Annotated in this window: 27 protein-coding genes and 1 tRNA gene; 27 read left to right on the forward strand and 1 reads right to left on the reverse strand. The window is 52.0% G+C overall.

The window, feature by feature from the left end:
- The first annotated feature begins 51 nt into the window (after positions 1-51).
- The 18 genes from CHM34_RS17085 (at position 52) to CHM34_RS17165 (ending at position 16,650) form a co-directional block, all read left to right on the forward strand.
- Complete coding sequence (locus tag CHM34_RS17085; RefSeq protein WP_094265829.1) at positions 52-276, forward strand: YczF family membrane protein; 225 nt, start codon at positions 52-54, stop codon at positions 274-276.
- 173 nt (positions 277-449) lie between these two features.
- Positions 450-1,772 (forward strand): branched-chain amino acid transport system II carrier protein, encoded by a 1,323-nt coding sequence (brnQ, locus tag CHM34_RS17090; protein ID WP_094265830.1) that lies wholly within the window; start codon positions 450-452, stop codon positions 1,770-1,772.
- Positions 1,773-1,984: 212 nt separating this feature from the next.
- Positions 1,985-3,829, forward strand: coding sequence for an asparagine synthase (glutamine-hydrolyzing) (gene asnB, locus CHM34_RS17095; RefSeq protein ID WP_094265831.1), 1,845 nt, complete (start codon positions 1,985-1,987; stop codon positions 3,827-3,829).
- Positions 3,830-3,952: 123 nt separating this feature from the next.
- On the forward strand, positions 3,953-4,090 hold the full coding sequence (locus CHM34_RS19420; RefSeq protein WP_169713801.1) for a hypothetical protein: 138 nt from the start codon (positions 3,953-3,955) through the stop codon (positions 4,088-4,090).
- Between the two features lie 382 nt (positions 4,091-4,472).
- Positions 4,473-5,435: a tyrosine-type recombinase/integrase gene (locus CHM34_RS17100; RefSeq protein WP_169713802.1), complete on the forward strand. Its 963-nt coding sequence runs from the start codon at positions 4,473-4,475 to the stop codon at positions 5,433-5,435.
- 334 nt (positions 5,436-5,769) lie between these two features.
- Positions 5,770-5,973, forward strand: coding sequence for a helix-turn-helix transcriptional regulator (locus CHM34_RS17105; RefSeq protein WP_094265833.1), 204 nt, complete (start codon positions 5,770-5,772; stop codon positions 5,971-5,973).
- Positions 5,974-6,176: 203 nt separating this feature from the next.
- On the forward strand, positions 6,177-7,142 hold the full coding sequence (locus CHM34_RS17110) for a hypothetical protein (protein WP_141201753.1): 966 nt from the start codon (positions 6,177-6,179) through the stop codon (positions 7,140-7,142).
- 246 nt (positions 7,143-7,388) lie between these two features.
- Entirely contained in the window at positions 7,389-7,619 is a 231-nt protein-coding gene (locus CHM34_RS17115) for a helix-turn-helix domain-containing protein (protein WP_169713803.1), read from the forward strand.
- A 165-nt stretch (positions 7,620-7,784) separates the two neighbouring features.
- The gene (locus CHM34_RS17120; protein ID WP_141201754.1) at positions 7,785-8,774 is read left to right on the forward strand and encodes a hypothetical protein; all 990 of its coding nucleotides are present in this window, start codon (positions 7,785-7,787) and stop codon (positions 8,772-8,774) included.
- A 190-nt stretch (positions 8,775-8,964) separates the two neighbouring features.
- Positions 8,965-9,777, forward strand: a complete 813-nt coding sequence (locus CHM34_RS17125) for a hypothetical protein (protein ID WP_094265837.1) — start codon at positions 8,965-8,967, stop codon at positions 9,775-9,777.
- Between the two features lie 127 nt (positions 9,778-9,904).
- Positions 9,905-10,801, forward strand: coding sequence for a hypothetical protein (locus CHM34_RS17130; protein WP_094265838.1), 897 nt, complete (start codon positions 9,905-9,907; stop codon positions 10,799-10,801).
- Between the two features lie 1,550 nt (positions 10,802-12,351).
- Complete coding sequence (locus CHM34_RS17140; protein WP_094265840.1) at positions 12,352-12,753, forward strand: hypothetical protein; 402 nt, start codon at positions 12,352-12,354, stop codon at positions 12,751-12,753.
- A gap of 32 nt (positions 12,754-12,785) precedes the next feature.
- A complete protein-coding gene (locus tag CHM34_RS17145; RefSeq protein ID WP_141201755.1) occupies positions 12,786-13,208 on the forward strand; it encodes a hypothetical protein in 423 nt (140 codons plus the stop codon).
- 192 nt (positions 13,209-13,400) lie between these two features.
- Complete coding sequence (locus tag CHM34_RS17150; protein WP_094265842.1) at positions 13,401-13,760, forward strand: hypothetical protein; 360 nt, start codon at positions 13,401-13,403, stop codon at positions 13,758-13,760.
- A gap of 113 nt (positions 13,761-13,873) precedes the next feature.
- Positions 13,874-14,014 (forward strand): hypothetical protein, encoded by a 141-nt coding sequence (locus tag CHM34_RS19425; RefSeq protein ID WP_169713804.1) that lies wholly within the window; start codon positions 13,874-13,876, stop codon positions 14,012-14,014.
- Positions 14,014-14,481 (forward strand): hypothetical protein, encoded by a 468-nt coding sequence (locus CHM34_RS17155; protein WP_094265843.1) that lies wholly within the window; start codon positions 14,014-14,016, stop codon positions 14,479-14,481. Before CHM34_RS19425 ends, CHM34_RS17155 begins: the two co-directional genes overlap by 1 nt.
- Positions 14,481-14,993: a phBC6A51 family helix-turn-helix protein gene (locus CHM34_RS17160; RefSeq protein WP_094265844.1), complete on the forward strand. Its 513-nt coding sequence runs from the start codon at positions 14,481-14,483 to the stop codon at positions 14,991-14,993. The genes CHM34_RS17155 and CHM34_RS17160 overlap by 1 nt, the downstream gene beginning before the upstream one ends.
- A 1,066-nt stretch (positions 14,994-16,059) precedes the next feature.
- Positions 16,060-16,650: a site-specific integrase gene (locus tag CHM34_RS17165; protein WP_094265845.1), complete on the forward strand. Its 591-nt coding sequence runs from the start codon at positions 16,060-16,062 to the stop codon at positions 16,648-16,650.
- Positions 16,651-16,743: 93 nt separating this feature from the next.
- Here the strand turns inward: CHM34_RS17165 and CHM34_RS17170 are convergent, their stop codons facing one another.
- The gene (locus CHM34_RS17170) at positions 16,744-17,034 is read right to left on the reverse strand and encodes a helix-turn-helix domain-containing protein (RefSeq protein ID WP_094265846.1); all 291 of its coding nucleotides are present in this window, start codon (positions 17,032-17,034) and stop codon (positions 16,744-16,746) included.
- Between the two features lie 198 nt (positions 17,035-17,232).
- Here CHM34_RS17170 and CHM34_RS17175 point away from each other — a divergent pair, with 198 nt between their 5' ends.
- The 9 genes from CHM34_RS17175 (at position 17,233) to CHM34_RS17220 (ending at position 26,144) form a co-directional block, all read left to right on the forward strand.
- Positions 17,233-18,162: a winged helix DNA-binding protein gene (locus CHM34_RS17175; protein WP_094265847.1), complete on the forward strand. Its 930-nt coding sequence runs from the start codon at positions 17,233-17,235 to the stop codon at positions 18,160-18,162.
- A gap of 281 nt (positions 18,163-18,443) precedes the next feature.
- Positions 18,444-19,505 (forward strand): DNA adenine methylase, encoded by a 1,062-nt coding sequence (locus CHM34_RS17180; protein ID WP_206093835.1) that lies wholly within the window; start codon positions 18,444-18,446, stop codon positions 19,503-19,505.
- Positions 19,506-19,517: 12 nt separating this feature from the next.
- On the forward strand, positions 19,518-20,375 hold the full coding sequence (locus CHM34_RS17185) for a hypothetical protein (RefSeq protein ID WP_094265848.1): 858 nt from the start codon (positions 19,518-19,520) through the stop codon (positions 20,373-20,375).
- Between the two features lie 93 nt (positions 20,376-20,468).
- Entirely contained in the window at positions 20,469-20,735 is a 267-nt protein-coding gene (locus CHM34_RS17190) for a hypothetical protein (RefSeq protein ID WP_094265849.1), read from the forward strand.
- 438 nt (positions 20,736-21,173) lie between these two features.
- Positions 21,174-21,249, forward strand: a tRNA-Arg gene (locus tag CHM34_RS17200).
- 234 nt (positions 21,250-21,483) lie between these two features.
- The gene (locus CHM34_RS17205; RefSeq protein WP_094265851.1) at positions 21,484-22,095 is read left to right on the forward strand and encodes a TetR/AcrR family transcriptional regulator; all 612 of its coding nucleotides are present in this window, start codon (positions 21,484-21,486) and stop codon (positions 22,093-22,095) included.
- An 81-nt stretch (positions 22,096-22,176) separates the two neighbouring features.
- The gene (locus CHM34_RS17210) at positions 22,177-24,222 is read left to right on the forward strand and encodes a YhgE/Pip domain-containing protein (protein WP_094265852.1); all 2,046 of its coding nucleotides are present in this window, start codon (positions 22,177-22,179) and stop codon (positions 24,220-24,222) included.
- Between the two features lie 216 nt (positions 24,223-24,438).
- Complete coding sequence (locus tag CHM34_RS17215; protein WP_094265853.1) at positions 24,439-25,212, forward strand: metal ABC transporter ATP-binding protein; 774 nt, start codon at positions 24,439-24,441, stop codon at positions 25,210-25,212.
- Between the two features lie 62 nt (positions 25,213-25,274).
- Positions 25,275-26,144 carry a metal ABC transporter permease gene (locus CHM34_RS17220; RefSeq protein WP_439116344.1) on the forward strand — a complete coding sequence of 290 codons (870 nt, stop codon included), beginning with the start codon at positions 25,275-25,277 and terminating at the stop codon, positions 26,142-26,144.
- Positions 26,145-26,156: the final 12 nt, after the last annotated feature.

The following is a 26,156-nucleotide window of genomic DNA, read 5'->3' on the forward strand; positions in this document are numbered from 1 at the left end:
CGGATCGGCAAACGGCAAAATAGGATTAAATGAAGGAAGAGGGTGTCATCCATGAAATCATTCCTGATATTTCTCATCCTATTGTTTCTCGGTGCGGCCACTTCGGTTCTCGTAAATCTCCTGGCGGGTGACAGTTTAAAAAAAGCCTTGTTCCATTTAAAAAATCCTTTTTGGGTGATTGATCCGGCGGAGGTTTTGTTAATTGTGTTTTTTTTATTGCTTCCATTGGTACAAGCGTTCCGGCGGAGAGCGAAAGCTAATCAATCCAAGCGATAAGGTGTTGGATTGCAGGTGTCACCCGTTAGACACACCGGTTTGAACCCTCTCTATGTCATCTGCATGGAATGGATGTTTTTGGATATCCTATAACGGTACCAAGTATCAACCAATTTTGATAAACTGTTTTACTTGCGGAAAGGAATCAAGCAATTATAAGGAGATCAAAAATCATGAACACTTTATCAAAACGGGAAACTTTATCGATCGGCCTCATGTTGTTCGCTTTATTTTTTGGAGCCGGAAACATGATTTTTCCACCGGCTTTGGGCCAAGCCTCGGGCTCCCAGGTATGGGCGGCGATGGCCGGATTTATCATCACAGGGGTTGGGCTCCCTTTATTGGGGGTTGTCGCGATCGGCCTATCAGGGGGGAATCTGCAAACCCTGGCCAGCCGGGTTCATCCCGTTTTCGGTATCATTCTGACTGTTGTCGTCTATCTGACGATCGGCCCGATCTTTGCGATCCCCCGTACTTCGACCGTCGCTTATGAAATCGGAGTTGTCCCGTTTTTATTCGAAGGGGTGGAAGAGGCCGGCTTTCCCCTTTTCATTTTTTCCGTTCTGTTTTTCCTTCTCACCTATTGGTTGGCACTCAATCCGTCCAAACTGGTTGATCGGGTCGGGAAAATTCTGACTCCGATTTTGTTGACCATTATCGTTGTCTTATTCATAAGCAGTTTGATTGAGCCTGTCGGTCCCGTCGGAATACCGGTTTCTCCCTATAAAGAAGCCCCGTTTTTTGAGGGATTTATGGAAGGATATTTGACGATGGATGCCTTGGCCGCTCTTGTGTTCGGAATCGTTGCTGTAACGGCGGCTCAAGAACGGGGAGTCACTGATCGAAGGAGTCTGGCCTGGTCGATTATCAAAGCGGGCATGATCGCCGCTGTCGGTCTGGGTTCCGTCTATCTGATCCTGGCCTATCTGGGATCCACCAGTCAGGTCCTCGGTCTTTCCGATAACGGCGGTGAGGTATTGACGAACGTCGTTCAAACCTTGTTTGGCCCTGCGGGCTCCCTCCTTCTGGGTTCCGCTGTTACAGTGGCTTGTTTGACGACTTCGGTGGGGCTTGTAACTGCTTGCGGAATCTATTTTTCAAAACTGTTTCCCTCCATTTCCTATAAACAGGTGGTTGTCGCAGTTGCCCTGTTCAGCATGGGAGTTGCCAATCTGGGACTGACTCAGATCATCGCCGTATCGGTTCCTGTTTTAGCCGCGTTGTATCCTCTCGCCATCGTACTGATCTTATTAACCTTTACTCATCAATGGTTTCGGGGGGCTCGTTCAGTTTATGTCGGTGCGATGCTCGGAACCGGGTTGGTCAGTTTGGCCGACGGTTTAAAAGCTTTTCAAGTGGACTTGGGCGCCCTGGAGGGGGTGTACAGTTGGTTGCCTCTGTATGAACAAGGGGTCGGTTGGCTTCTGCCCGCCTTGCTGGGGGCTTTGATCGGTTTTTTCGCCGGTGGTGGAAAACAAAAAGATTCGGCAGTATAGAGTATCCCTCAAAGAGGACATCGAATTTTCAGCGCCTCATTCCCTTAAGCCGCCCGCAATCGGGCGGCTTTTTCGGGTTGAATCCACCCTGCTTCACGTCTGGGCGGAGCCTACATAAGATAGGTTTGGGGCATTTATCCACAACATCCTGTGGATAAGTATGGCGCGGTTGTGAATATCTCGTCCAAAACGCCCTTTGGAGGGATGAAACCATGTGCGGTATTTCCGGATGGATGGATTGGGAACAGGATCTGAGCGAACAACGACGGGTCCTGGAGGGGATGAATAAACAGCTGGTCTGCCGCGGGCCTGATTCAGAAGGGATTTGGCTGTCCCAACGGGCTGGTTTTTCCCACCGACGGTTGATTGTCATCGATCCCGAGGGCGGGGCCCAGCCGATGGTTCGCCGTTATGGGGAGCGGAACCTCATCATCACTTATAACGGTGAATTGTACAACATGGAAGAGTTGACTCGGGAACTGAAATCCCTGGGCCACACATTGTATTCCCGCTCGGATACCGAGTTGATTTTAGCCGCCTATGCCGAGTGGGGGGCGGACTGTCCGAAACATCTCAACGGCATTTTCGCTTTTGCCATCTGGGATGAAAGAGAACAATCCTTATTTCTGGCCCGGGATCGCATCGGCGTTAAGCCCCTCTTTTTTGCGAGAAGGGGAAGCGCCCTTTATTTTGCTTCCGAATTGAAGGCGCTTCTCGCCCATCCGGAAGTGGAGCCGGTGCTGGATGAAGAAGGGCTGGCGGAGATCTTGGTCATGGGTCCTTCGCGAACACCGGGCCACGGCGTGTTCAAGGGAGTGGAGGAACTCCGTCCGGGTTGGTGGTTGAGGGCGGATCGGGACCAGGTGACGACCCGGCCCTACTGGTCCCTGGAAAGCCGGTACCATACCGACGATTTGGATGAGACCGTGCAAAGAGTCCGCGATCTGTTTCGGGATGCAGTCCAGCGGCAATTGGTTTCCGACGTACCGATCGGAACCATGCTCTCCGGGGGGCTGGATTCCAGTGCCATCTCCGCAAGCGCGGCGGAACACTTCCGGGAAATGGGGTTCGGTCCCTTATCTACATTCTCAGTGGACTATGCGGGGAACGAGCGCCACTTCACCCCCAATGAGTTCCAGCCCCATGCCGACGGCCCATGGGTTCAGCGGATGTCGGATTATCTAAGCAGTCGTCACCATCCCGTCTTCATCGATAACAGCGACCTCATCTCCTCTCTGGATACTGCTGTCCGAGCCAGGGATTTGCCGGGAATGACCGATGTGGATGCTTCCCTCTATCTGTTTTGCCAAGCGATCAAACAGGAAGCGACAGTCGTTCTTTCCGGCGAGTGCGCCGATGAAGTATTCGGAGGTTATCCCTGGTTTCACCGGGAGGAGATGGTGAATGCCGATACGTTCCCCTGGGCCCGATATACCGCGGAAAGAGTCCGTTTTCTGTCACCGGAAGTGAGGGAGAAAATCCGCCCCTTGGACTATGTGGGGGATCGTTACAGTCAGGCGTTGGCGGAAGTGCCCCGCCTCCCGGGGGAAGATCCCGACCAAGCCCGCATCCGGGAAATCTTTTATCTGAACTTGACTCGGTGGATGCCCACTTTGCTCGATCGCAAGGACCGGATGAGTATGGCGGTGGGGTTGGAAGTGAGGGTTCCTTTTTGTGACCATCGTCTGGTGGAATACGTATGGAACATCCCCTGGTCGATGAAGCGGCTGAACGGGAGGGAAAAAGGACTTCTGCGGGAAGCGATGAAAGGAATCCTTCCTCCAGACGTTCTGAAACGGAAAAAAAGCCCTTACCCCAAAACCCATAATCCCGCCTATCTGAGGGAAGTTCGGGATCGGGCGATGAAGATTCTCGATGAGGGAACCTCTCCTGTACTGGATTTGGTCGATCAAAAAGAATGGCGCCGCTTTGCAGACCGGGATTTGAGCGGTGTTCATCTTCCCTGGTTCGGTCAGTTGATGAATGTACCCCAGCTTTTCGCTTATCTGATCCAACTGGATCTCTGGATGAGAGAATATCGCGTCACCATTCGATAAGAGACTCCCTGTGGGGGTTTCTTTTTTTATAGGAGAAATGGAGGAATCAGGCTATGAAAATGCGAACATATGTTCTATAATGAAGGGCAAGGAGTAGTTGCCTGTCGCAAAGGGGGAATGTGTATGGAAAAGTGGATTCAGCTCTTGGCGGCCGTGGCCTCCCTGCTCCGTTTGATCATGGAACTCCCTGAGACGATCATCAAGTGGAAGAAGCGGATTCGAAAAAAGGGAAGAGGGCGAAGTCCCAAGGATGGAGAGTAAGTATCCTTCTGCGGATCCCGAAAGCAGACAGGCCCAAGTCATTCGGTATCTTCAGACAAAGCGGCATGGGTCGCCGCCGACCTTGGAAGCGGCGGCCTTTTTTGCGGATCTTGCGAAAGAAGTCTGTTCATGGTAAAATAAAGTTTGAAATATATGCGCCCGTAGCTCAGTGGATAGAGCAGCGGTTTCCTAAACCGTCAAGGAGCCGTAACGGAGAGCGAGCGGGTATACGGGGCTCTAATATCCGCACAGCTACGCCGTAAATGCTGTTTCGTACATAGCGTAAGATATGACGCGTAAGATATACTCCGGTAGGGTTAACCGCGTGGTCTCCATTCCGTTAAAAGCGTGTCAGATTCGACGGAAACGGAGGCTTTTTCGTATGGTTTTAAAGCGCGTAACGTACACGAGCGGCCCCGCCAGGCCGTCGTTAAAGTTGTCCGAGGCCCTGGAGTATGTGATATCGGTTAAAAGGGCGGAGAACCTACGAGAGAGAACGTTAAAGGACTACCGGGAATACTTCGAACGGTTCGTCGACTGGCTGGCCGAACGTTATCCGGACATCACAAGGGCGGACCAGGTAGGCGCGAAAATGATTCGGGGGTATGTCGAGTACCTGCGCGGGGAGCGTTCGCTTAGTCCTTATACGGTTAACGTCCGCCTCCGGATTATCAAAGCCGTTTATAACGCGCTCAGGAAGGACGATATTATCGCGAAGGACCCGGCCCGCTCTGTTCGCTTGCTCAGGACGGACGAAAAGCCTGTCGACAACCTTACGGAGGACGAGCTGGCCGCGCTCCTTAACGCGCCTGATTGCCGCCTGTACAGTCAATTCCGGGATAAGGTCGCTATGTTCGTCGCACTGGATACCGGGCTCAGGGTCCGGGAGCTCTTTTCGCTTGAGCTTGACGACCTGGACCTGGCGAGCCATTCGATAACCCTACCGGCTAAGAAATCGAAGAGCAGGAAAACGCGTATCCTTCCGTTAAGTACGGATACCGTCCGGCTCGTCCTAGAGCTGATAGCAGAGAATAAGGAGCAGTTCCCGCGAGCCCGACACCTTTTCCTCTCCGATAACGGGAACCAGTATAGGGCGGACTCCTGGCGTAAACGGCTCCACTTTTACCGGGATAGGGCCCGAATCCGGAAGCCGCTCTCTCCGCACCTTTTACGAAAACACTTCCTTATCACGTACCTACGCAACGGCGGGGATTTGTTTACCGCTCAGCGCATTATGGGACACGCGGACCTATCGACGACGCGCCGCTACTGGGACTCCACGGCCGACGAAATGAAAGAGAGGCACCAACGATATAGCCCTATCGCCAGGCTCCGGAGGAAATAGGAGGAACGGAATACCGTACGGGGATGTACGCTATTGGATACCGACATCGAAGAGGTAACGACGGAGTAAACGGGGCCCCGATGTGGGCCTTTTTTTTCGTATCGTTAAATATCGGAATGTTATGTGTATTTTGTACGGTGTGCGAGATGGGCGAGCTCTCCAAGTAGATGGACCTGTAGAGAAAAAAATACGACTCCCTCCGAAAGTGTCGAAAAATCAAATCACGCCCCCTTTAAGGATACGTAGGGTAATAACGAGCTTGGCCAAGCGGTCGGGCTTTTTTGTTTGGTCATTCATTTACCTTTTCAAAACTTACGAGTAAGGAGTGCTGTTCATGTACGGACCTACTCTTAAAAAGCTTCGCCTCCTTCGCGGTCTCACTCAAAAGCAGGTCGCCGATAAGGTCGGAGTAACGCGGAACATGATTACGATGCTGGAGAAAGGTGTAGCCCGTCCGTCCCCTGCGCTGGAGAGACGCCTTAAGGAAACCCTGGACGCATCGGAGGACGTACTGGAGGTACTGGAACGGTTTAAGTGATGCCACGAGGAAGCCGACTAACACCTGGCCCGTCGGTGAGAGTCCGCGGGCTTTTCTGATGCCTACAAACAGAGATAGAAACGGAAGGGGAAAAGCGAGTGGGAAAGGAACGTACCGCGAGGAAACAATGGAATTACACTATGCTCGGTATTCACTATGACGTAAAGGGCGACTCCGTTAATTTCGATGAGGTGGCGGACCGTATGGACGCGGCCCTGGAAGACTATTACGACTTTGTCGGCTCCTTTGCGGGAATCCCTGGCGAACAGGGGCCCGAGGACAGGAGGCCGTCGGTAAACAGTCCGCGTGGGAGTTTCGGAACCTATCCGCTCTCCTGGGCTGGCGAGCAATTGGACCGCGTGGCCGAACAGTTGGAGCGGGAACGGTTCGAGGCGGAGCTATTGTCGGACCCGGACGCGTTAGAGGCGGCGGAGGAGAGCTACTATAACGCGGATAGATACCCGGCGATTCCTGCGCCCGTACCCAGCCAGAGTCCGGAGTGGGGAGGCCCTGCGGACGTTTCTTCTCAGTTTGCCTTTTCCGCCCCTGGGACGGCGATTTCGGAGGCTGACGTAAAACACGTCCTCCCTCGTTTGCTGGATTCGCTAGTAGAGTCCGGACGGATTACGAGGAAGGAAGCGGACGCAGAACTCGCCCGCTGGAGGCCGTGTGCTAACCCGTTCTGTAACGAGTGGCATAATCGGAAGGGCCGCGCTACCGTATGCTCCGAGTATTGCCGTAACCAGCTCAAGGAACAGCGTAAGCGGAAGCAGGATACCGGGACTATCCTTCCCTGTAGCTATTTCGGTTATAAAACCGATTCGCTAGAAGCCCGATACGTCCGTATGGAGATTCCGATGGATGGCGAGTATCAGGAAGAAGGCGGGACCGACGACGAAAAGGTGGTTAACTCCCTTCTCGACATGTTCGCACATGGGACCGACCGTCGGGACATTAAGCGAGCCCTCCGGACCCATGCTTACGGCCTAATCGTCTCTTACGATGACCAGGGCTACGCTATCGGGTGCCGTCCGCTAAGGTCGGGGAGGCCGCCGATAGAGAACGCGTCCATATTCATGATTATTGGACGGAGCCGTCGCGGTATCATAAGCGACGGCCGCTCGGTGAGGGTTATAGGGACCGGAAGCTGGCGACGGAGACCGCGCTAGCCCAGGCGGAGGCAGACGATTATTTCGCCCGTATCCGGAGCAAGTGCAAAAACCGTTATCGGGGGGCATGTCCTAGTTATATATGAGGGAGCGGTTATCCTCCCTCCTCTCGGGTAATCGGTACTGCTAGGTACTCCTTTCAATTCGATATTCCCCTTTCGAAATTGACCGGGCTTACTTCCGGTCCTTTTTCTTTTGGGGATTAGTGAGGAATACGCACATAGATAGGAGGAGCTTATTTTGCTCATGGAACATAAAAACCTGACTATTCTACGGGAAGCCTTCGGGCTGTCCCGGAAGGAGCTTTCCCGCCGGACCGGGATTCCGGAATCCTCTCTCGCTATGACTGAGCGGGGCGAGCGGCGGTTAACCCCGGAGCGACAGCGCTGTATCCTGGCCGCCCTGGGAATCGACCCGGTTACGGCCGCGGAAATAGTCTCCCATCTCGAAGAGATTCGTAAGAGTATGCCGAAATGATTCCTCATTTAGCTGCTTGACTAACTAACCGGATAGTTTTATGCTTAGATAGACATATAGATAAACGGAAGGGGTAATCGGATGAGAGCTTGGTCCGTAGTGCTTGGATTCATCATATTTGTTTGCGTCGTAATGGTCTCATTTTCACATACGGTTGATTTGTACATGCGCGTAGGTTTTGTACTCTGGGAGGCTGTTTTAATTACGATAGCTGTCGAGACCACTTTCCTTCTGTCTGGCTGGTCCATCCTGTGGAACCGACAGCGCGGAACCAGCCCTGGCGCTCCTGCTTACTGGGGTTTTTCTTATGGACTCGGGCTCGTCTTCTTCTCCAATGCTGCCTACACGGTTGGACTCGGTTACCTGTTCGAAAACCAGTTCGCAGGGTGGACGCTGGCCCTTTCGGTAGTGGCCGGGGTGATTATCAGCGAGGCGATTATAAGTCGGAACCTTGCGGCTGGACGGCCGGATGAACGGGAAACCGAATCGACCAGCGGCCAACCGACCATTAACCGGATGGATGAAACGGACGGAATGGACGAAGTGGTTGAACCGTCCATCGACCAGTACTCGGGAATCGTCCGACCGGATGAACCCGTTAAGCCGACCAGCGGCCAACCGGACGAAGTGGTCGAAGCTGGACGGATGGATGACCAGGACGAAGTGGCCGACCACGAAGTTAAACCGGACGAAGTGGTCGAAATGGTCGAAACCATCCGACCGACCAGCGCGGCGGAGCTGGACGAACTGGCACGCCGTCGGATGAAGAAGGAACGGCCGACCGACCACGAGGAGCAATCGACCGACCAGAAGAAAGCGGATGACGGCCGGATGGACGAAACGGATAAAGTGGACGAAGGACAAGCGGACGACGAAGCAGTCGACCAGAACGAAAACGAATCGACCATCGACCATCAACCGGAAGAACTGGATGAAAAGCGGTCGACCAAATCGACCAAACGTTCGACCAGTACGCCAACCAGTAAGAGGTCGACCAAGTCGACCGACCAACCGGCCGCGGACGAGGAGCTGGTCGAAGTCGCTAAGAAGTACCTGGACGAAAACGGCCGACCGCCCAGCCGCCGACAACTGGCCGAACTGGCGGGCGTCACCCAATATAAGGCTGGAAAAGCTCTTAAGGTTATCGCTGGCTGAACCGGACAAAGCGTCCGGCCCTGCCTGCGACTCATCTAACGAGGGGTGATTCGCAGGGAGGGACTCGTATCCCTCCGCTTTCTCCTTTTCAGCTAGCGGATACCTTTTCCGCGCATATAAGCAAGACCGGGGACCGGGACCCTACGGGGTCCTTTTACTTATTCTAAAAGTTAAGGAGGCTCTTCGGTCAATGAATGAACCTGTTCGCCGCACTGGTAGCGGTCTCGAATTTTACGAAGTAGACGGCAAGCACAAGGCGCTAGTTGACCTGGAAACCCACGTAGTTACCTCGAAGAAACAGAGAGACGCGTACCGCCGTAAAAAGGAGCTGGAGGAGCTCGGAATACAAGGGAGAACGCGTTCCTTCGTCCTATGTTTCCACGACCCTATCCGCGCTCTTATGGGACGGCTTACTCTGGACGAAATGGGCGCGCTGATTAAACTCTTACCGTATTTGAAGTACGGAGAGGCCGGAGACCTGGTCCACCAGGGTAAGCGGATGGATAAGGCCGCGATAGGCAAAGCGATAGGGAAAAAGCAGCGCCAGACGGCTGCCATTCTCTCGAAACTCACTAAGGAGGGGGCGCTTATCGCTAAGAAGGAGGGCCGTAAGTCGGTTTACGCGGTAGCTAAGGAAATCCATACGATGGGAGAGGCCGGGGGTAACATGTTTACTAAGCTTTTTCAGACCTACGCTAAGAAGCAGCTCGAGAAGCTCACGACCCAGCAGGCCGGGGTCCTTTATGCGCTCCTGCCGTTTTTCCACTATCGGGATTATATCCTGGCCGTAAACCCTAACGAAACCGACGACGACCTTATCGAGCCCATGAATATTGAAGAGGTCGGAAAAATGCTCGGCATAAGCAAGGCCTCCGCTTACCGCCATATCGGGGCCTTAACCCGTGAGGGCATTATGTTAGAGACCCGAGCGTATGGGGTGTCGACGTTTTACGTTAATCCCGATTTTATGTTCCGGGCGACTCGCGGAAATGAGTTTACCTAATACATCGCGGGGAGGGTTACGTGAGCCCTCCGCTCCTTTTTCATAACGATATAAGTTTCTCCGAAGGGCGCTCCGACGGGGCGTCCTTTTTACTTATTATCGAAAACCACCCGAGGAGGACCTAAAAATGCCGTATGAATATCGAGAAGGGGGCCGCGGGAGGCCTGATTATCTTGTTAACACGGAAACCGGAGAAATACGAATCGTATCCAACCCGGAAACCCATTACGTCGGCTCTAAGAAGCAGAGAGACGCCTATAAGGCTATCATGGAAGCGGAAGAAGCCAAGCGAACGAAGAAAACACCTAACTTCGTGGTGTGTTACCACGATACGGTTATCGACCTGGTAAAGCGCCGCTCTATCGAGGTGCTGGGCGCGCTTATGAAACTGCTGCCTTACCTTAAAATCGGCCAAGGGGGAAAGCTGATTATGAATAACCAGCGTATGGGCATCGCGGAAACTTCTAAGGTTATTGGCAAGGGCGAGCGGCAGACGAAAACCATAGTTAAAAAGCTCGTGGACGAGGGCGTCCTGCTCAAGGATAAAGAGGGCCGCCGCCTGGTTTACGCGGTAGCTCCCGAATACCATACGGTCGGAAAAGCCCTCGAGATGAAGTTTACGAAGTTGTTTACGGTTTTTGCTAAGGAGCGGCTCCAGCTCCTTACGAACCAGCAAGCCGGGATTCTTTACGCGGTCCTTCCCTTCTTTCATATTTCGACCTTCCGGCTCGTCCATAATCCGGATGAGCACGACGAGGACGAACTCGACCCCATGACGCATGATGAGCTGGCCGACTTCCTGGAGATGGACCCGAAAAACCTTCGTACCTATATGAACGCCCTTATGGACGCGGGGCTCGTTATGAAAAGTCAAATGTCCCGAATCGTCCTCTATACGGTCCACCCGGACCTCATGTACCGCCAAGCCGAAATCTCGCCCCACGTTTACACCGTCCGTAAGCAGTTCGAGGACTTCGCCCGCAAGCGTAAAAAGGGAGTCCGCCGTCGTCGCCGTAAAAAATAACGGCGGCTGAAACCCTTGCGCCCCAAGGGATTCGGACGACACCGGGCAAATATTGCACTTTAAAGGCCAAATACCGGGCAAATATTGCACAGTTAAAAATCGCTGAAACCCGCATTATACCGGGCTTTTTCGGGATTTTGGGGCCGAATGGACTCTTATTCTAATGTCTTCGAATAAGAAAAACCCAGCGCGAGGAAACAGATAAACCAAACAACCTAAAAGAGTCCTAGCTTTCGCTCCGCCCTTCGGGACGGGGTTTCATGCTTACGCCCCTTTTAAGTCACATACAGAAAAACAAGCGCGAGGAACAGATAGTAGACCAGGCCGCCCCCTTTTACGCTTCTTAACGTTGGGAGGCGGTTTATTCATGCTGGCCGCGCCTCTTACAGTACCGAGAATATTACGAGAGGGAAAAACATCCAGCGAAGCGATAGCTTAGCAGGCGGCAGCCTAGGGGTACGTAAGGGTAACGGACGGGAAACTGGGTTAACGCGACTCCCGACCGGGTTCCCTTCCAGTTTTTAAAGGTGATTCCTTATAAGTTATTACGTTCTTATAAGGCACTACCTTTAAACACAGATGAAGACTAACCATACGAATCCTAACCGTTCCATAGCGCGACCCTTACCCAAAATACCGATACCAGGTCGGATATCTATTAGGGTTTTCAACCCTCCGCCCTTCGGGTCGGTTTTTCCTTTTCCTCCGCCTTTTAAATCGTATGAAGAAACTGAGGGACCGAAAGGCGACCGTAAGGGAGACAGTAAGCCGTAAGGCGCAACTAATGGAGAAGCGAACCGTTAACGAACTGGAAGGCGGGGGCCTACTTATTCTCCGCGCCCGGGTTCGTTATGTACTTGTATTTCCGCGACTCTCTTAAAAGCCCGTAAGGGCCCTCTTAAAAAAGAAACGAGTTAAGCGACTGGGAGTCGTGCCGATTCATGTTCCGTGAAAGGAGGCGAGCCCGTGAAATACCTGTTTTATATGCTGACCGTCCCGACTCTGTACGCGTTATGTCTCTACTTAAACCTGCTATGAGGAGGCGGTATCCGCGTTGAATGAAACACCCGAAAAAGTGACGGTCCTATTACATGTCCAGCGAATCCAGGGCGACGAGTTCGCCGCGGGTATCAGGATTTACCGCGGGTCCCGCGCTAAGGACTGCGTAGACGAAAACGAACTCGGATTCGCTAGCCTATACATTCCGGACGGAGGCTCGACCAGGAAGGCCGCGAGAGACGCCGCACGGATAGCGCTCGATATGTTAGTCGATATGACCGAAGGGAATCCTCCCTTGTTTCCGGACCTACCCGTGCAAACGACCATACGTAACCAGTGCAACGGACTGAACGAGGGTCGAATCCGTAACCGAATCACCCTTCTTTATGCTAACCGCGGTACCTATGTCCGATTCCACCCCGACCCGATAGCCGTTAAGTTGGCGAAGGATATAGCCGACGACGCGGCCCGTAGGAAAACTACTATTACCGAGGTCCTCCGAGGCCCTGCCGAAGTATTCTAAAACACCACTGAAAAGGAGTAATGCCATTATGAGCAAAATGGAAAAATCCCGTAACCACCTGGAGAAGGCCCTGCAACTTAAAGGCGAGACCCGCGCCCTCGCCCTCGATATCAAACGTAAAACCGAGCGTAAGCTGTCCGAAATCCATGCCGACGTAAAACTAACCGAGGTCGGTAAATCCGAAGCTCGACTCGAAGCTCAGGAGCTGGCCGCAGTCGAAGCCTCCCGCCGCGCTCTGAACCTCCAGCAGGGAGTCCGCGCTAACCTGGCAATGGCTAAAAAGGCCGCTCAGGAGGTCGTAAACAGAAAGGTTAAAAAGCCCTCCGCGGACCAGGTAGAACGGTTCCAACGAGAATTAAACCGCGTTAAAACGTCCTTAATGTTGGAGCGGGAGGGCAAAAAGGCCCTCGACAGCTTAACCGGTTCGTAGACTCGATTCCGGGTCCTTACGAAGCCCAGCTCGTGGAGGATAGTTTCGCAGACCTGGCCGGACATGTGCTCGCGCTCGACCCGGCTGCTAAGCTCCATCTGTCCCGAACCTTCGAAAGGGTACAAACCGACTTCGAATCGGAAGACGTTAAAGAAGCCCGCGCCATTATCGAGCAGGCCGAGCGCCTGGAATCCGCTAAGCTGTTTAAGCCTCTGGAAGCCGATGCCGTGCGCGAAGTAACTAAGGAGTATTTCGCCGTAGACTTGAACCAGCCCGAACGGCTTTACAGTACGGAGGAATGGAAAGGGATGGAGCCCGACCCCCATCCGGACCTTAAGCGCCTGGAAGCGGAAGAAAAAGCGGACCAGAAGATGGCAAAAGACGACGGGGAGCTTAGCATTATGGACCTGTGGAAGTTCGACGAAAACGGTAAACTCGTTCGCCGGGAACAGTAAAGACTCGTTCCTCGTGCGAAATATGGGGGCCGCTATGCGGTCCGGCTGGTACTTCATAAGAGCGGAGCGAATCCGCACCTTGTCGACGGCGGAGCCGGAAGGAGGGGCCGGTTTCCGCTTTACATAACGCCCGTTCCATAGCGGCCAGCGGTCGCGGGACGGAGCAAATATTAAATCTAAGGAGTGGTTATCTTGTTCGTCTTGAAAAAAGACGCTAACGGCCACGTTATCGAGGAAAGCGTAAAGAAGGTCGCGTACGCTCATTCCGCATCGGCCAGCGTAGCCGCGGGAGGGAGCGAGACTATCGTTATTCAGATTCCCGCGGGGCGGCACGCTTTCGTTAAGTCGCTGAGCGTGTCGGGCGGGTCCGTCTCGGAAATCCGAATCGACGGAGCACCTATCCCCGATAAGGCCAGCGTAGACGATTTCGCGGCCGTTTACGGTCGGTTACCTTCGACTCGTACGACGGTCGAGGTTGAAGTAGCTAGCTCCATAGGCGAGACCGTCACGGTCGAAGTAAAGGGCTATTACATTCCCTTCCGTGTGTTCTGAGCTTAAGTATTAAGGAGGATTAACGCCGTTTTCTTCTATGGTTCCGACTACTGTTCACTCACCCCCGAGGCCTTATCCCTTCGGGGGATTTTTACTTACAAGGAGGAAACCTAATGTCCGAAAAGTCGAAAATCCTGGAATGCTTTATGATTGTCGCGAGTCCCGAGACCACCACGGAGCAGAAGCTCGAAGCGTACGCGGACTTCGTTATGCTTATGCTCGATAGGGAACTCGCACGGGAGAAGGCCGAATAATGCCGCTTAAGGAACTCGAAAAGCTTAAGGAACTGGCTGAAAAACACGCGACCGAGGATACAGAGCCCGTAGCGGAGCCCGAACCAGTAAGCAACGCGGACGTAATAGCGCTCTACAAGCTCCATCCTACCCTCGTAAAGATGGCGAAAGCATACACGGCCGGGGCTACGCTCGAACTAAGCGAGAAGCAGGTTGAGGCGTTTGAAGCGTACAAAGACAAGGCACATAGGATTTACCTAGCCGAAATCACCGGAAGAGTAGGCCGGTACGCATTCCACGCTATGGCCGCGCTGAGCAGCCTGCTCGCTCTCGATAAGACAATTAAAAACGGTGAAGAGGTCGAAGAGGACGCGAACGGATGGACCCGTGAACTACGCGTATCATCCTTCGCGGAGCATGTTACCGCGATGGTTAACGACCACGGAATTAAGCTCTATATCGAAGCACGAAAGGGGAAACAGAACTAATGGCAAAGCCGCAATACCTGGTAAAGCTCGAAGCGCAGCTAAGCCCTATTCAACGTAAGGCCGCATATATGCTCGCGGTTAATGACCTAGGCATCGACGGACCGCGGAAAACTCAAATTCAAATGGCGGGGGAAATCGGGGTCTCGGACTCCACTATCCGCAGATGGAACCAGAACCCGGCCTTTATTAAGCTTATGGAGTACCATACGGATATTATAATGAACCGATACCATGCCCGCGTAATGGGGAAACTGATTAACCTTATCGAGCAGACCGACGCCACCAAGTCCGTTAAGCCACTGGAGCTCTATATGAAGTTACGCGGACTCCTGGCCGATAGACACGAGCACCACTGGACCGGGGAAATGGATAAGAGCGCGGAGCCGAAAGACTGGAGTAAGGAACTGGACGCGGCGGAAAAGGCTTTACGGGACCTGGATGACGTAATAGATATCGAGGCCGAGGACGTAACGGAAGACGAGAAAGAAGAAGAGAAGAAGTCTAACGGATAAGACCCGCGGTCCTTTATAGGGGCCGCCCTTTTTACATAAATGAAGCGGATAAAAGCCTCGCTCAGTGCCGATTTAAGGCCGGTTTATTTTCCGGGTAGGGGTATAGGGCCGCTTACGCTAAAAAGTCGCTTAGGAAGGCGGACAGAGGCCGTTATGGATTTAACGAAAGGGGAGGGCGGGGGCTTGAAAGCGTAGGCAGGACGCGGGGTCCGGGCGATTAGGGATACGTGGGAATATACGCATGGGGAAACGGGGCCAGATGCGGAAGGCTAAACGTTAATTCACGAGATAAACCTTATCGGTACAGTATTACGCATATTTACCCGCTGTCCGCCTGGTATGGAGACCGACCTTCCGAAAATCAGGGGGTGTAATTATCAGTCTATTGCGATATGTATAAACGAAGGCCAGCGTATGCGCTCATCGTTATGTATAACGTTAAACCCAACGAATGGAAAACGTGATAACCACGCTGGTTATACGCCTTGTATGACGAACTGTATATACATAGCCTATATTCCGCCCTGTTCAATCACCGCCTAAAACCCTTGACATTAAAGGGATTCAAGCGATAAACCTTACGTGAGTTTTACTTAATGTTAAAACTGACCAACCTGCAATCGTGTGTATAACGATACATAACGGAATTATCTGAATAATGAAAATCGCTGACCCCCAGGCCCCCGCGTAAAAGGTCGCTCCCCTGGCGTAAGACTATTACGAGCTACTAATCCGGATATCGGCACCCTAGCGTAAGACCGTAGCGGACGGGTTTATCGGACGGCATTCACCGCGACCCAGGTGACCCCTTTAACGATAAGGTCCTGGCCAAAAAAATTTTCTCCGCCGGAATTTTGAAAATCGGGGACCTTTAACGGCGGATATCGCGGGAAACCGCCCGCTCTATACCCCTCGGATAAATTAACGGCCCCTCTCTCGACCTTCTATTAGAGCATTTTATTCGAATTCATTTCGTAAAACCCGTTGACATACGGACGGCCAGGGTTTATTATATTCACAAAGTCAAACGGCGAACTAAACAAATAGCGAAGGAGCTGTTTACATAATGGAATTGACCCAACCTATCCGGGACGTTGAAAAGCTGGCCGCTATGAAACAATATCTCCGCGCTCGTTCCCTCCGTGATTATACCCTTTTGACCCTGGCCCTTAACTCTGGCCTCCGTATCTCGGATATACTCTGTATCCGCATCGGGGACGTAGTCGACTATCAGGGCCGCGGTACTTGGACCGTAAAGCAGGCGTACGAGCTCCGCGAGGGTAAGACGCGTAAATACAAGCGGTTTCCTCTTAACGCTACGGCCCGTGAAGCCCTAACCGAATACCTGACCGAGCAGGGCGTTACTAAGGCTAAGCTGTCCGTCTACCTCTTTAAGTCGCGCCAGGGCTATAACAGGCCCATTTCGCGGCAGATGGCCCATAATGTTATCAGTAAAGCGGCTAAGGCAGCCGATATCCGTGAACGTATCGGATGTCACGGATTACGTAAGACCTTCGGCTATCACGCCCATAAGTCCGGCGTGGACGTGACGGTCCTTCAAACGATATTCAATCACTCGCACCCGTCGGTAACCCTTTCCTATATCGGTATCACCCAGCAGGACGTCGACGACGTGTATAATGCTCTCGCACTTTGATATGGACCCTCCGGGGTCCTTTTTTATGTTAGAACGACCTCCGTTCACTGTCCGCACATACAAAAAGAGCGCCCCACGGCCGCCCCTCTCGCTTTACTCCTCTTTTTTCTTCCTTTTCCTTCTTCCGAGTTCTTGAAGCCTGTTAAACTCTTCTACCGTTACGGATTCGAAAAGGTCGGAAGGCTTGAGACCCAGGTGATGGGCTATATCCTCTATATTTTTCCTGTAAATAGATTCCTTTTTGTTGTTTATGATAGCCGACATAACACTTGCTGTCATTTTCATTTCATCCGCTAATTCTGTCTGGGACATTTTCCGTTCGTCCAAGATTTTATCTAATTTAATCCTCAGTTTTAGCTTATTTTCCCTCTTCTTGTCATCCATTAGTGCCCCTCCTTCCGCGATTGTTCGCTTTCTCCATTATAGCCAAGTTCGTTTCCCAGGTAAATTGTCACTTTATACTTTACAAACCTACGGAAGCAGTTTATACTTAGTCTTATCATTTCGTCAAACAGCTAAATGTCAATAATGCAATATAGCAATTTAAACCAATGAAAGCAAAGAGCGAAGGGGAGAGCGCCCATGCATCCGGTTTACATCGAACAGATGAAGGCTTACCAGACGTTTAAGTCCGCGAAGGACGTACGCGCCGCTATCGAGGCCCACCTGTCGCGCCATATTCTTACCGAAAACCAGCTACGGGTTCTTCGGGTACTGGAGTTTCGTTCCCGTACGGTCCCCGGTGTGGCTATGGTTAAATACTCCACTATCGCGGAAGTGGTCGGAGTGGTTCGTCGTACCGTAATAAGGGCCGTTAACAAGTTGGTCGCGCTGGGAATCGTTGAGAAGTACGGACGGACCCGCGAGGCCCGCGGAGGGGACGGCGCTAATGTCTTTGTCATTGTCCCCGCGCAAGTCCCCACGGATGACCCCCAGGCGGACACCCAGTCGGAGGAGTCCGGAGAGCCTGTCCCGTCTGACTCCGAAGCGGATATTTCCGGGCCGGAAGAAGTGGAAGAGGTTGAAGAGGTCAAAGACTCTTATAAAGATAAAGACATACGTTATAACGTAAGCGGAGCTCGTTCCTTGCAGTCCGTAGGGAAGACCGTACAGGAACGTGTCCAGGACGAAAAAGAAGAGGATAACAAGGAAAAGGATACGCCGCTGGGCGAGAAGTTGCCTAAGGAGTTTATCCCCGCGGATGTACCCGAGTCCTTTGTATCTACCGCCTGGCCTTTCAACAGGGACGCGGTTAAGGTTGCGAACCTGTACGACCGTTGTAAGCTGGCCGCTCGGTCCCTGGGCGATAATGGCGTACGCGAGGAGCTGGCCGTCGAGGCTTTCCGCGTGTCCCTGTTCGCTATGAAGTCGCGTAAGCTTCGCGGGGACCTGGCGGGTTATCTTTACGGGACTTACCGCAAGCTGGCCGAGGAGGAAATGGCCGCGGAAGCTCGGCGTGCTTACTTCGAGGATAACGGAATCGACCTCGGAGCTTTCTTCGGGGTGGCCTAGGACTCGTATGGACTCGCGATAAAAACCTCGTTAGATTTCGCCTCTAAGCTCGTTAACTATCCGTATAAGGGTAAGTGCACCCTCGTATCCGTTTCGCCCGAATTTACCCCCTTAGCGTGGCGCTCAGAGGGTCCTGTGGGTGGTGGTTCCGGTTACCTGTTTAGGAGGTGGTGTAACGGGAACTTGGGTTCCCTGTATAATGGGATTAATCAGCGGGACCGTTGGCAGGTAAGCGAGAAGTAATGTAGAATTAATGATGAATACGAAGGGAGCTCATGTACATGAGTGTTGTTATTACTGGAAATGAGCCGATTTTGAAAGAGCAGGTCCTGGATAATGTATCTCGTTACCCGCGTCTCCGCTTCATGGGGTCTAAGTTTAGGGTGGTTCCGTACCTTTATGACGTGTTCGCTAAGTATGATTCCGAGCGCGTGCTGGACGCCTTTTCCGGGAGCGGTGTAGTCGGCTATACCCTTAAGGCGATGGGAAAACAGGTCACTTCTAACGATTTCCTTAAGTTTTCTTCGACGGTAGCTAAGGCCGTTGTCGAGAATCCGGGTATTTCCCTAAGTGACGAAGACATCGAATTAATTCTTTCTCCTAACGCGGACGGTCGGAGCTTTATTAGAGACACTTTCAGGGGTCTTTATTTCCCCGAGGAAGACCACTCCTTCCTTGACTCTGCATGGTCGAATATCGAGGAGTTACCCGAGTACAAAAAGGAAATTGCTATCGCTTCTCTCTGCCTTGCCGCGGCCAGGAAGCAGCCGAGGGGAGTATTTACCATAACGTCGTTTAGGTACGATGATGGACGACGTAATTTGCGTATGCCGTTAAAAGACTTGTTCCTCGAAGCGGTCCACGAGTATAACGACGTGGTTTTCGATAATGGACAGGATAACGAGGCCCTAAATAAGGACATTTTCGAGGTGGACCCGAACGACTTCGACCTCGTCTATTTCGACCCGCCGTACGTTCCGCCGCGGGACGATAACTGTTACATCAAGCGTTACCATTTCCTCGAAGGGCTGTCCGTCTATTGGCACAATCAAAAGATAATGGAGAATACCAAGACGAAGAAGCTTGAGAAGAAGTATACTCCGTTCTCCTACAAGCGTACCATTACGGATGCGCTCAACAGACTTATTAGCCGATTTCGTAAGAGTACGATTGTGCTTTCGTATAGCTCCAATTCCGTACCCAGTAAAGAAGAAATGCTCGACATCCTAAAAGCGCATAAGTCTAATGTGGAAGTAATTGAAGTGCCGCATGTGTATTCTTTTGGTACCCATTCTACCGCTTTACGGCGGAATGTAAGTGAGTATATTTTTGTTGCTACATAAAGGGGCGGTTACATGGCGGTTATGACGTATGAAGAGCTTTACAACTCACTCGGAGAATTGGGTGCGGGAGGAAAGCAGGTTGATAAGCGTATACCAGTAGCTCAAAAGGAAATCGCTACATTGACCGAACAGATGAATTTGTTAGGCGATATCACGCGAGAAAGTCTTATAGAGCTCGTAAAACGAAACCCTATGGCGGTTCCGTACTTAGGGACATGCGTAGGGCTCTCTAATGACAGGCTGAAAAGCCATCTTAAGCATCTGTACAAAACTGAGAGCTGGAATATTGTATCGAAAAAGCATGCGGAATCATTTGTGGATTACTTTGACGAAAACTTCTCGTTGGTTAATAAGGTTAAAGTGCAATACGAAAGGAACTGGTCGTTTTCGGATGTCCTTTTCGAGAGGTTTGTATGGTCAAAAAGGATAGCGGGTAAGGCAATCGACCAAGGAAAAGCCCTTGAGGACGCAGTCGAGAACGTGGTTAGGGAAATTGGGCTATCGTATAAAATGCGGGATGACTTTATCGGGCGTCGCGGTATTCAGGTGGGTTGTGACCTTAAAGTACCTGCTGAGGGAGAGCCGCTAATCTTAGGAGCCGCGAAAACATACGGCTCCACAGGTAGTAAGCAGGGAGACGCGGTAAGGGAGATTAGGGAGCTCGCGGAATTACGGGAACCCAGGCAATACGTTTTCGCATTTATTGACGGTCTCGGATGGAAAAGAAGGGTAAAAGATTTACAAAGAATACATCAGATGTTAGTTGATAAAGAGATAAACGGGATTTATACAATGTCAATGATGGACCGACTAAAGCAGGATATAGAGCATATCGCGAAAGCTCATGGACTTATAAAGAGTGATACATAAGCCCCCCTTTGCCGGGCGGTTTTTCTTTTGGACACGAAACCACGTCCACCTTACGAATAACTTCTATGAAGGAAGAATAGGGGAGGTTTTGCTATGGGGAAGAAGGTAGAAGGCTTTGTGGTCTACTTTGTTGACGGTAAGCCCAGACATTTTGAGGGCGAATGGGTTAACGACCTATTTAACGAGTTCGTCGAGGACCCTGAGCGGTCGGACGAATGTTATCAAACGAAGGAGACCCCTCGTACAGTAACGGTATTTACCGATGATAGAGCCACTACGCTAAACATGGATAATGTTGTCCGTATCGAATGGAAGTACGAGGAGATGACCGAGCAGGAACGTACGGGGATTTTCCTCTGAGCCACGAAAAGGCCCGTCCTAATAAGGTGTTTTAAAGGAGAGACAGTGTACTATGAATGAAAAACCTTTAACGCCACTGGAGCGAAAATTCGTCGAGTATTGCCAGAACCCTAAAGGTAACGAAGCCCTTAACTTTGACCGTAAGCTTTTAGCTCAAGTACTTGAATGTACCGAGGAGGAAGCCGACGAGACTTTTAACTCCGTGTTTAGCCGGGGGTACGTATATACTGGATACAGTGAATAAATAACGAAGCCGCCCGAAGTGATGGGCGGTTTTATTGTGCCCGTCGCCGCCCATTGATATTTATGGCTATCCGCGTTATAATAAGGACCGCGTGCTCTTTACGGGTTGTGACCGCGTGGTACTTCCGGAACCGCGTGTCGTATCAGCTACGACGGAACATGCTTTACGCCTTGATATTAACGGCTTTTTACCATGCGCCCGTAGCTCAGTGGATAGAGCAGCGGTTTCCTAAACCGCGTGTCGGAGGTTCGACTCCTCTCGGGCGTGCCATGACGACAGGGCGCCTCCCTTTTGGTACATTGGAAAAGGGAGGCGCTTTTTACGTTCTCTTAGAAGTCCGGTGAAAGAGTCCCCTGTTCGGGAGGGTGAGGTTCCACACGGAGTGCCTTTGTCTCGTCAGAACAAGGAAACGGAGTGTGGAACCCCACCCCGACCCACCAAGGACGTGCTTAATCACTAGTCTCTTAGTGGAATCTCGAAAGTGAATAAGGAGGTTGTGAATACATGGGCAGAGAAACGATTGATCAAATTTTTGCGGCCGCTGTCGATGTTTTTGCCCACAGCAGTTTCGAACGGGCCAAGATGGATGAGATCGCCGGTTACGCCGGAGTGGCCAAAGGGACCATCTATTATCATTTTAAGAGCAAAGAGGAGCTTTTCGTCGCTCTGATGAACGACGGCATGGAACAGATCACCGAATTCCTGCGGCGCCGGATCGCATCGGCGGAAGGGGCGGCAGATCAGCTGAGAGAGGCTTTGGAAGCTTATGTGACTTATCTCTTTCGCAATGGGACTTTTGCCAAACTTCTCCTCAGCGAAGTATGGGGGTCGACCCAGCGGCAACACGTTTTCCGGGCGCGGATCCGGGAGCTGGTGGCCATCATTGAAGAGGTGTTGGCCCAGGGAGAATCGGAGGGTGTTTTCCGGCCGATGGACAAGCGGGAAACGGCTGTTGCCGTCTTTGGAGCGGCCAGTGTGACGGTCCTTCAGGAGATTTTTCACCGGCAAGAGGGAGGGGACGACATGGAGATCGATGAGAGGATCCCGTCGTTGGTTGCCGCGTTGGAGGCCCTTTTGTATCGCGGAGTGATAAGTTCAAGAAATTTTAACGGTTAACTCCTCTTTTCACAGACCAAAAATCCTAGTATAATCTTTTTTGTACTGACTGGTCAGTTCAGTCCGAAGGAGGAGCCTTTTATGCCTTGGAATAAAAATCGACTCGCTTTATATGATATCCTGCAAAAAAATCGGCGCATGGCTGTCGTTATTTTCGGTATCGTTCTGATTCCACTGGTGTACAGCTATCTTTATCTTTTCGCTTTTTTCGATCCTTATGAACACACCAAAAACCTGCCGGTGGCCGTTGTCAATGAAGACTCCGGCGCTGAAGCAAAGGGTTCCTCCCTCAATGCCGGGGAGGAATTGGTGGAACAGTTAAAACAGGACGACAGTATGAAATGGGACTTTGTGGACAGTCGGGAGGAGATGGACCGGGGGTTTCGTCAGGACCGCTATTATTTAGGGGTCGTCATCCCTGAAGACTTTTCCCGTCGGGTGACCCATATTCAGGATGAGGAGCCGATTCAGGGACATATTCAATACTATGCCAATGAAGGTTCCAACTATCTGAGTTCCCAGATCGGCGCCCGGGCGATTCTGGAATTGGAAAAGAGTGTGGAACAAAGCCTGATCCGCACCTATGCGATGGGGATCTTTGACGAATTGGACCTATCCGTCGAAAAGCTGGATAAGGCGTCGGACGGTGCTTCGAAATTGGCGGATGCGACGGAAGATGCCGCCGGCGGAGCGAAGGATTTGGAAAACGGAACGCGTCTCTTGAAAAATCGGGTGGATCAATTTCGCGGAGCCTCTCAGCAATTGACCGAAGGAACGGCACAATTGACCGAGGGGGCCGACAATCTTGCCGCCGGCTTGGGTCGCATGAACGAAGAGGTTCAGGAAAAAAGCGGGGAGATTCCCCGGTTGAAGAAGGGTGCACAAGAAGTGCAGGCTGGGATCGGTCAGATCCGGGACCATTTGAATGATCCGACCCTGAACGCCTGGGCGGGCCGCATCTCTGACAAGGCCAAAAAATTGAAGCAGAAAAATGAGGAAATCCATGAGGCTTTTGATCGCTTACTGGAGAAAAACCCGGATCTGGCATCGGATCCGGATGTGAAGCGGATCAAAGAAAAATTGGACCAGTCCACCGAAAAATATGAGGATCTGGTGAATACAGCGGCTCAATTGGATTCCAAACTGAATGGCTATCAGCACGATGTCAATCGTCTGTATGAGGGACAGGGAAAAGTGATTGACGGAATCGGCCGGGTTCAAACCGGTTTTCAAAAACAGACTTCCGCCCTGAAACGGCTGGAATCCGGTGCACAGAATTTGTCGAACGGACTGAAAAAACTTCATGGCCAAATACAAAAAGTAGCCGGGATTCCGAAACAACTTTCTGAGGCGTTGTCCAAACTGGAGGACGGTTCCGGAGAATTGAAAAACGGATTATTTCAGATCCTGGACGGTCAAGGGAGTTTGGCGGACCGATTGGCGCAGGGGGTGGAGGATGGAGAGTCCCGGCTGCAGGATAAAGACAGTCAGGCCGATAAGATTTCCAACCCCGTCAAGGTGGACGATCAGTCCGTCCATCCGGTCCCCAATTATGCCACGGGATTCGCACCGTACTTTATCGCCCTGTCTCTGTGGGTCGGAGCGATGATTCTCTTTACCGTGATCGATCTGAAACGGGCGAAGCTGGGAGATGAACGTCCCCTTTCCTTCATGACCGCGCTGTTGATCGGAACCCTTCAAGCTCTGCTTCTGGTGACGGCTCTCCGCTATGGACTTGGCATCCGGCCGGAGTTGGAGGGATGGTTTTATCTATTTGCTGTCGTCATTTCCTTTGCCTTTATCGCCATCAACCATTTCCTGGTATCGGTGTTGAAAGACGTAGGGCGCTTTCTCTCCATCGTCATTCTCATGCTTCAACTAACCTCCAGCGCTGGGACGTATCCGGTGGAACTGCTTCCGGACAGTTTCCGGGAACTGCATCCCTACCTGCCGATGACGTATGGAATCGAAGGTATGCGGGCGGCGATTTCTACCGGTGATGAGTCTGTTCTTCTCCAAAATACCGGAATTCTTCTGGGTTGTGCGGTGGGTGCTTACGTGTTGCTCGGAGTGTTTCACGGATTGATCAAATGGATCAACATACGCAAAACGACAGCGAAAGCTTGAGTTTGCCCCGATGGCGGTGTATGGCATAAAAGGGTGAGCGGATTTCCTGATCCGTTCACCCTTTTTTGTACAAAACGTAATAATTCCGTTTTACAAGAAGGTGGGATTGATTTATAATGAGGAAAACGAAATGATTCCGACCGGGATACGGCGGAGACCACCGGCAAAGGAGGGTGGCCCGGGCAGTTGTGAAACGGATCTGCCCGAGCGAATATCATGGCAGAAAGTGTCCTGACATTGAAAGATGTCCATTTTTCCTATGGGGACCAAACTGTATTACAGGGAGTGAATCTGTCCCTGAGACGGGGAGAGTTTCTCGGATTAGTTGGACCCAACGGTTCCGGAAAATCCACCCTGATTCAACTGGCACTGGGTTCGATGGTCTCTGACGCTGGGGAGATCACCTTGTTTGACCAACCTCTGCGCCGGTTTCGGGATTGGTCCAAAATCGGCTATGTTTCTCAAAAAGTAAACAGTTTTAATCGGGGGTTTCCGGCGACGGTTTCGGAAGTGGTTGCTTCCGGCTTGTATGGCAAACTGGGGCTGTTCCGCCGAATGAAAAAAAACGACTGGAACAAAGTGGATGAAACGCTGGAGCGGGTCGGTCTGTCCGACCTTTCCCGCCGAAATATCGGTCGCCTCTCCGGCGGACAACAACAACGGGCTTTTATCGCCCGGGCGTTGGTTCATGACCCGGAGCTCTTGATTTTGGATGAACCGACGGTCGGAGTGGATACCCGTTCCGTAGAGGAGTTCTACACCCTGCTGACCCACCTGCACCGGGAAAAGGGTCTGTCCTTGCTGTTGGTCACCCATGATATCGGTGCGGTAACGACTTATGTGGACCGGATCGCCTGCCTGAACAAAAAGATCCATTTCCATGGAGATCCGGATGAATTCACTCGAAAGCGGCGGAAAATCCTGTCCGTCGCCTACGGCCACGAGGTGCAAGTATTAAAACACGACCACGAGCCCGTACCTTTGGCATGAGCTGTTGGTCTGAAAAGGGGAGGAGGGTTGACGATACCTTTTGAAAGGTGTCGTTTTTCGCTATGATAGAGATGATTGCACAATATGAGTTTATGCAGCGCGCTTTGATCGCCGGAGTGGTGATCGGGGTGATTGCCCCTGTCGTCGGGGTGTTTTTGGTAGTGCGTCGCCTTTCCCTGATTGCGGATGCATTGGCCCACGTCACTCTGTCCGGTGTAGCGGCGGGTTTGCTGTTACAAAAGCATGTCCCCTTTTTTCAGGGGGTCAACCCTCTTTATACGGGGATGGGTTTTTCCCTGACGGCGTCCATATTTGTCGAGCACCTTCGTCGTCTTTACCGCTCCTATCAGGAATTGGCGATTCCCGTGATCCTGGCCGGGGGTATCGGGCTGGGCGTGGTTTTGATCAGCGCCGCCGACGGGTTTAACGTGGATGTAGCCGGCTATCTGTTCGGCAGTATTCTGGCGGTAGGGGCTTCGGAAATCCGCTGGATTGTGACAGTGGGCGTGTTGGTATTGATGATTGTGATTCTTTTCTATAAGGAATTGTTCGCTTTGTCTTTCGATGAAGAAAGCGCCGTTTTCTCAGGAATTCCCCGCCGATGGATCAATCTCCTGTTCAGTGTCGCGGTTGCCATGGTAATTACCGCGTCGATCCGGGTGGTCGGCATCCTGCTCGTTTCCGGATTGGTCACACTCCCAGTAGCAGCCAGCCTGCAGATTGCGGGCAGTTTTCGACAGGCGCTCATCTATTCTGTCCTGTTTGCCCAGGTGGCGGTTCTGAGCGGCTTGGCCGCCGCGTTTTACCTGGATTGGGCTTCAGGAGGGACCATCGTCCTGGTATCGGTGTTCCTGTTGCTGACGGTGATGGGATGTAAACGCATCGGAAGGGTTTGGCGGAAACGTTTGGCTCACCGGGCTCAGATTTCATGATGGGAGGCATAG

This window comes from Paludifilum halophilum (assembly GCF_002245355.1).
Classification (GTDB): Bacteria; Bacillota; Bacilli; order Thermoactinomycetales; family DSM-45169; genus Paludifilum; species Paludifilum halophilum.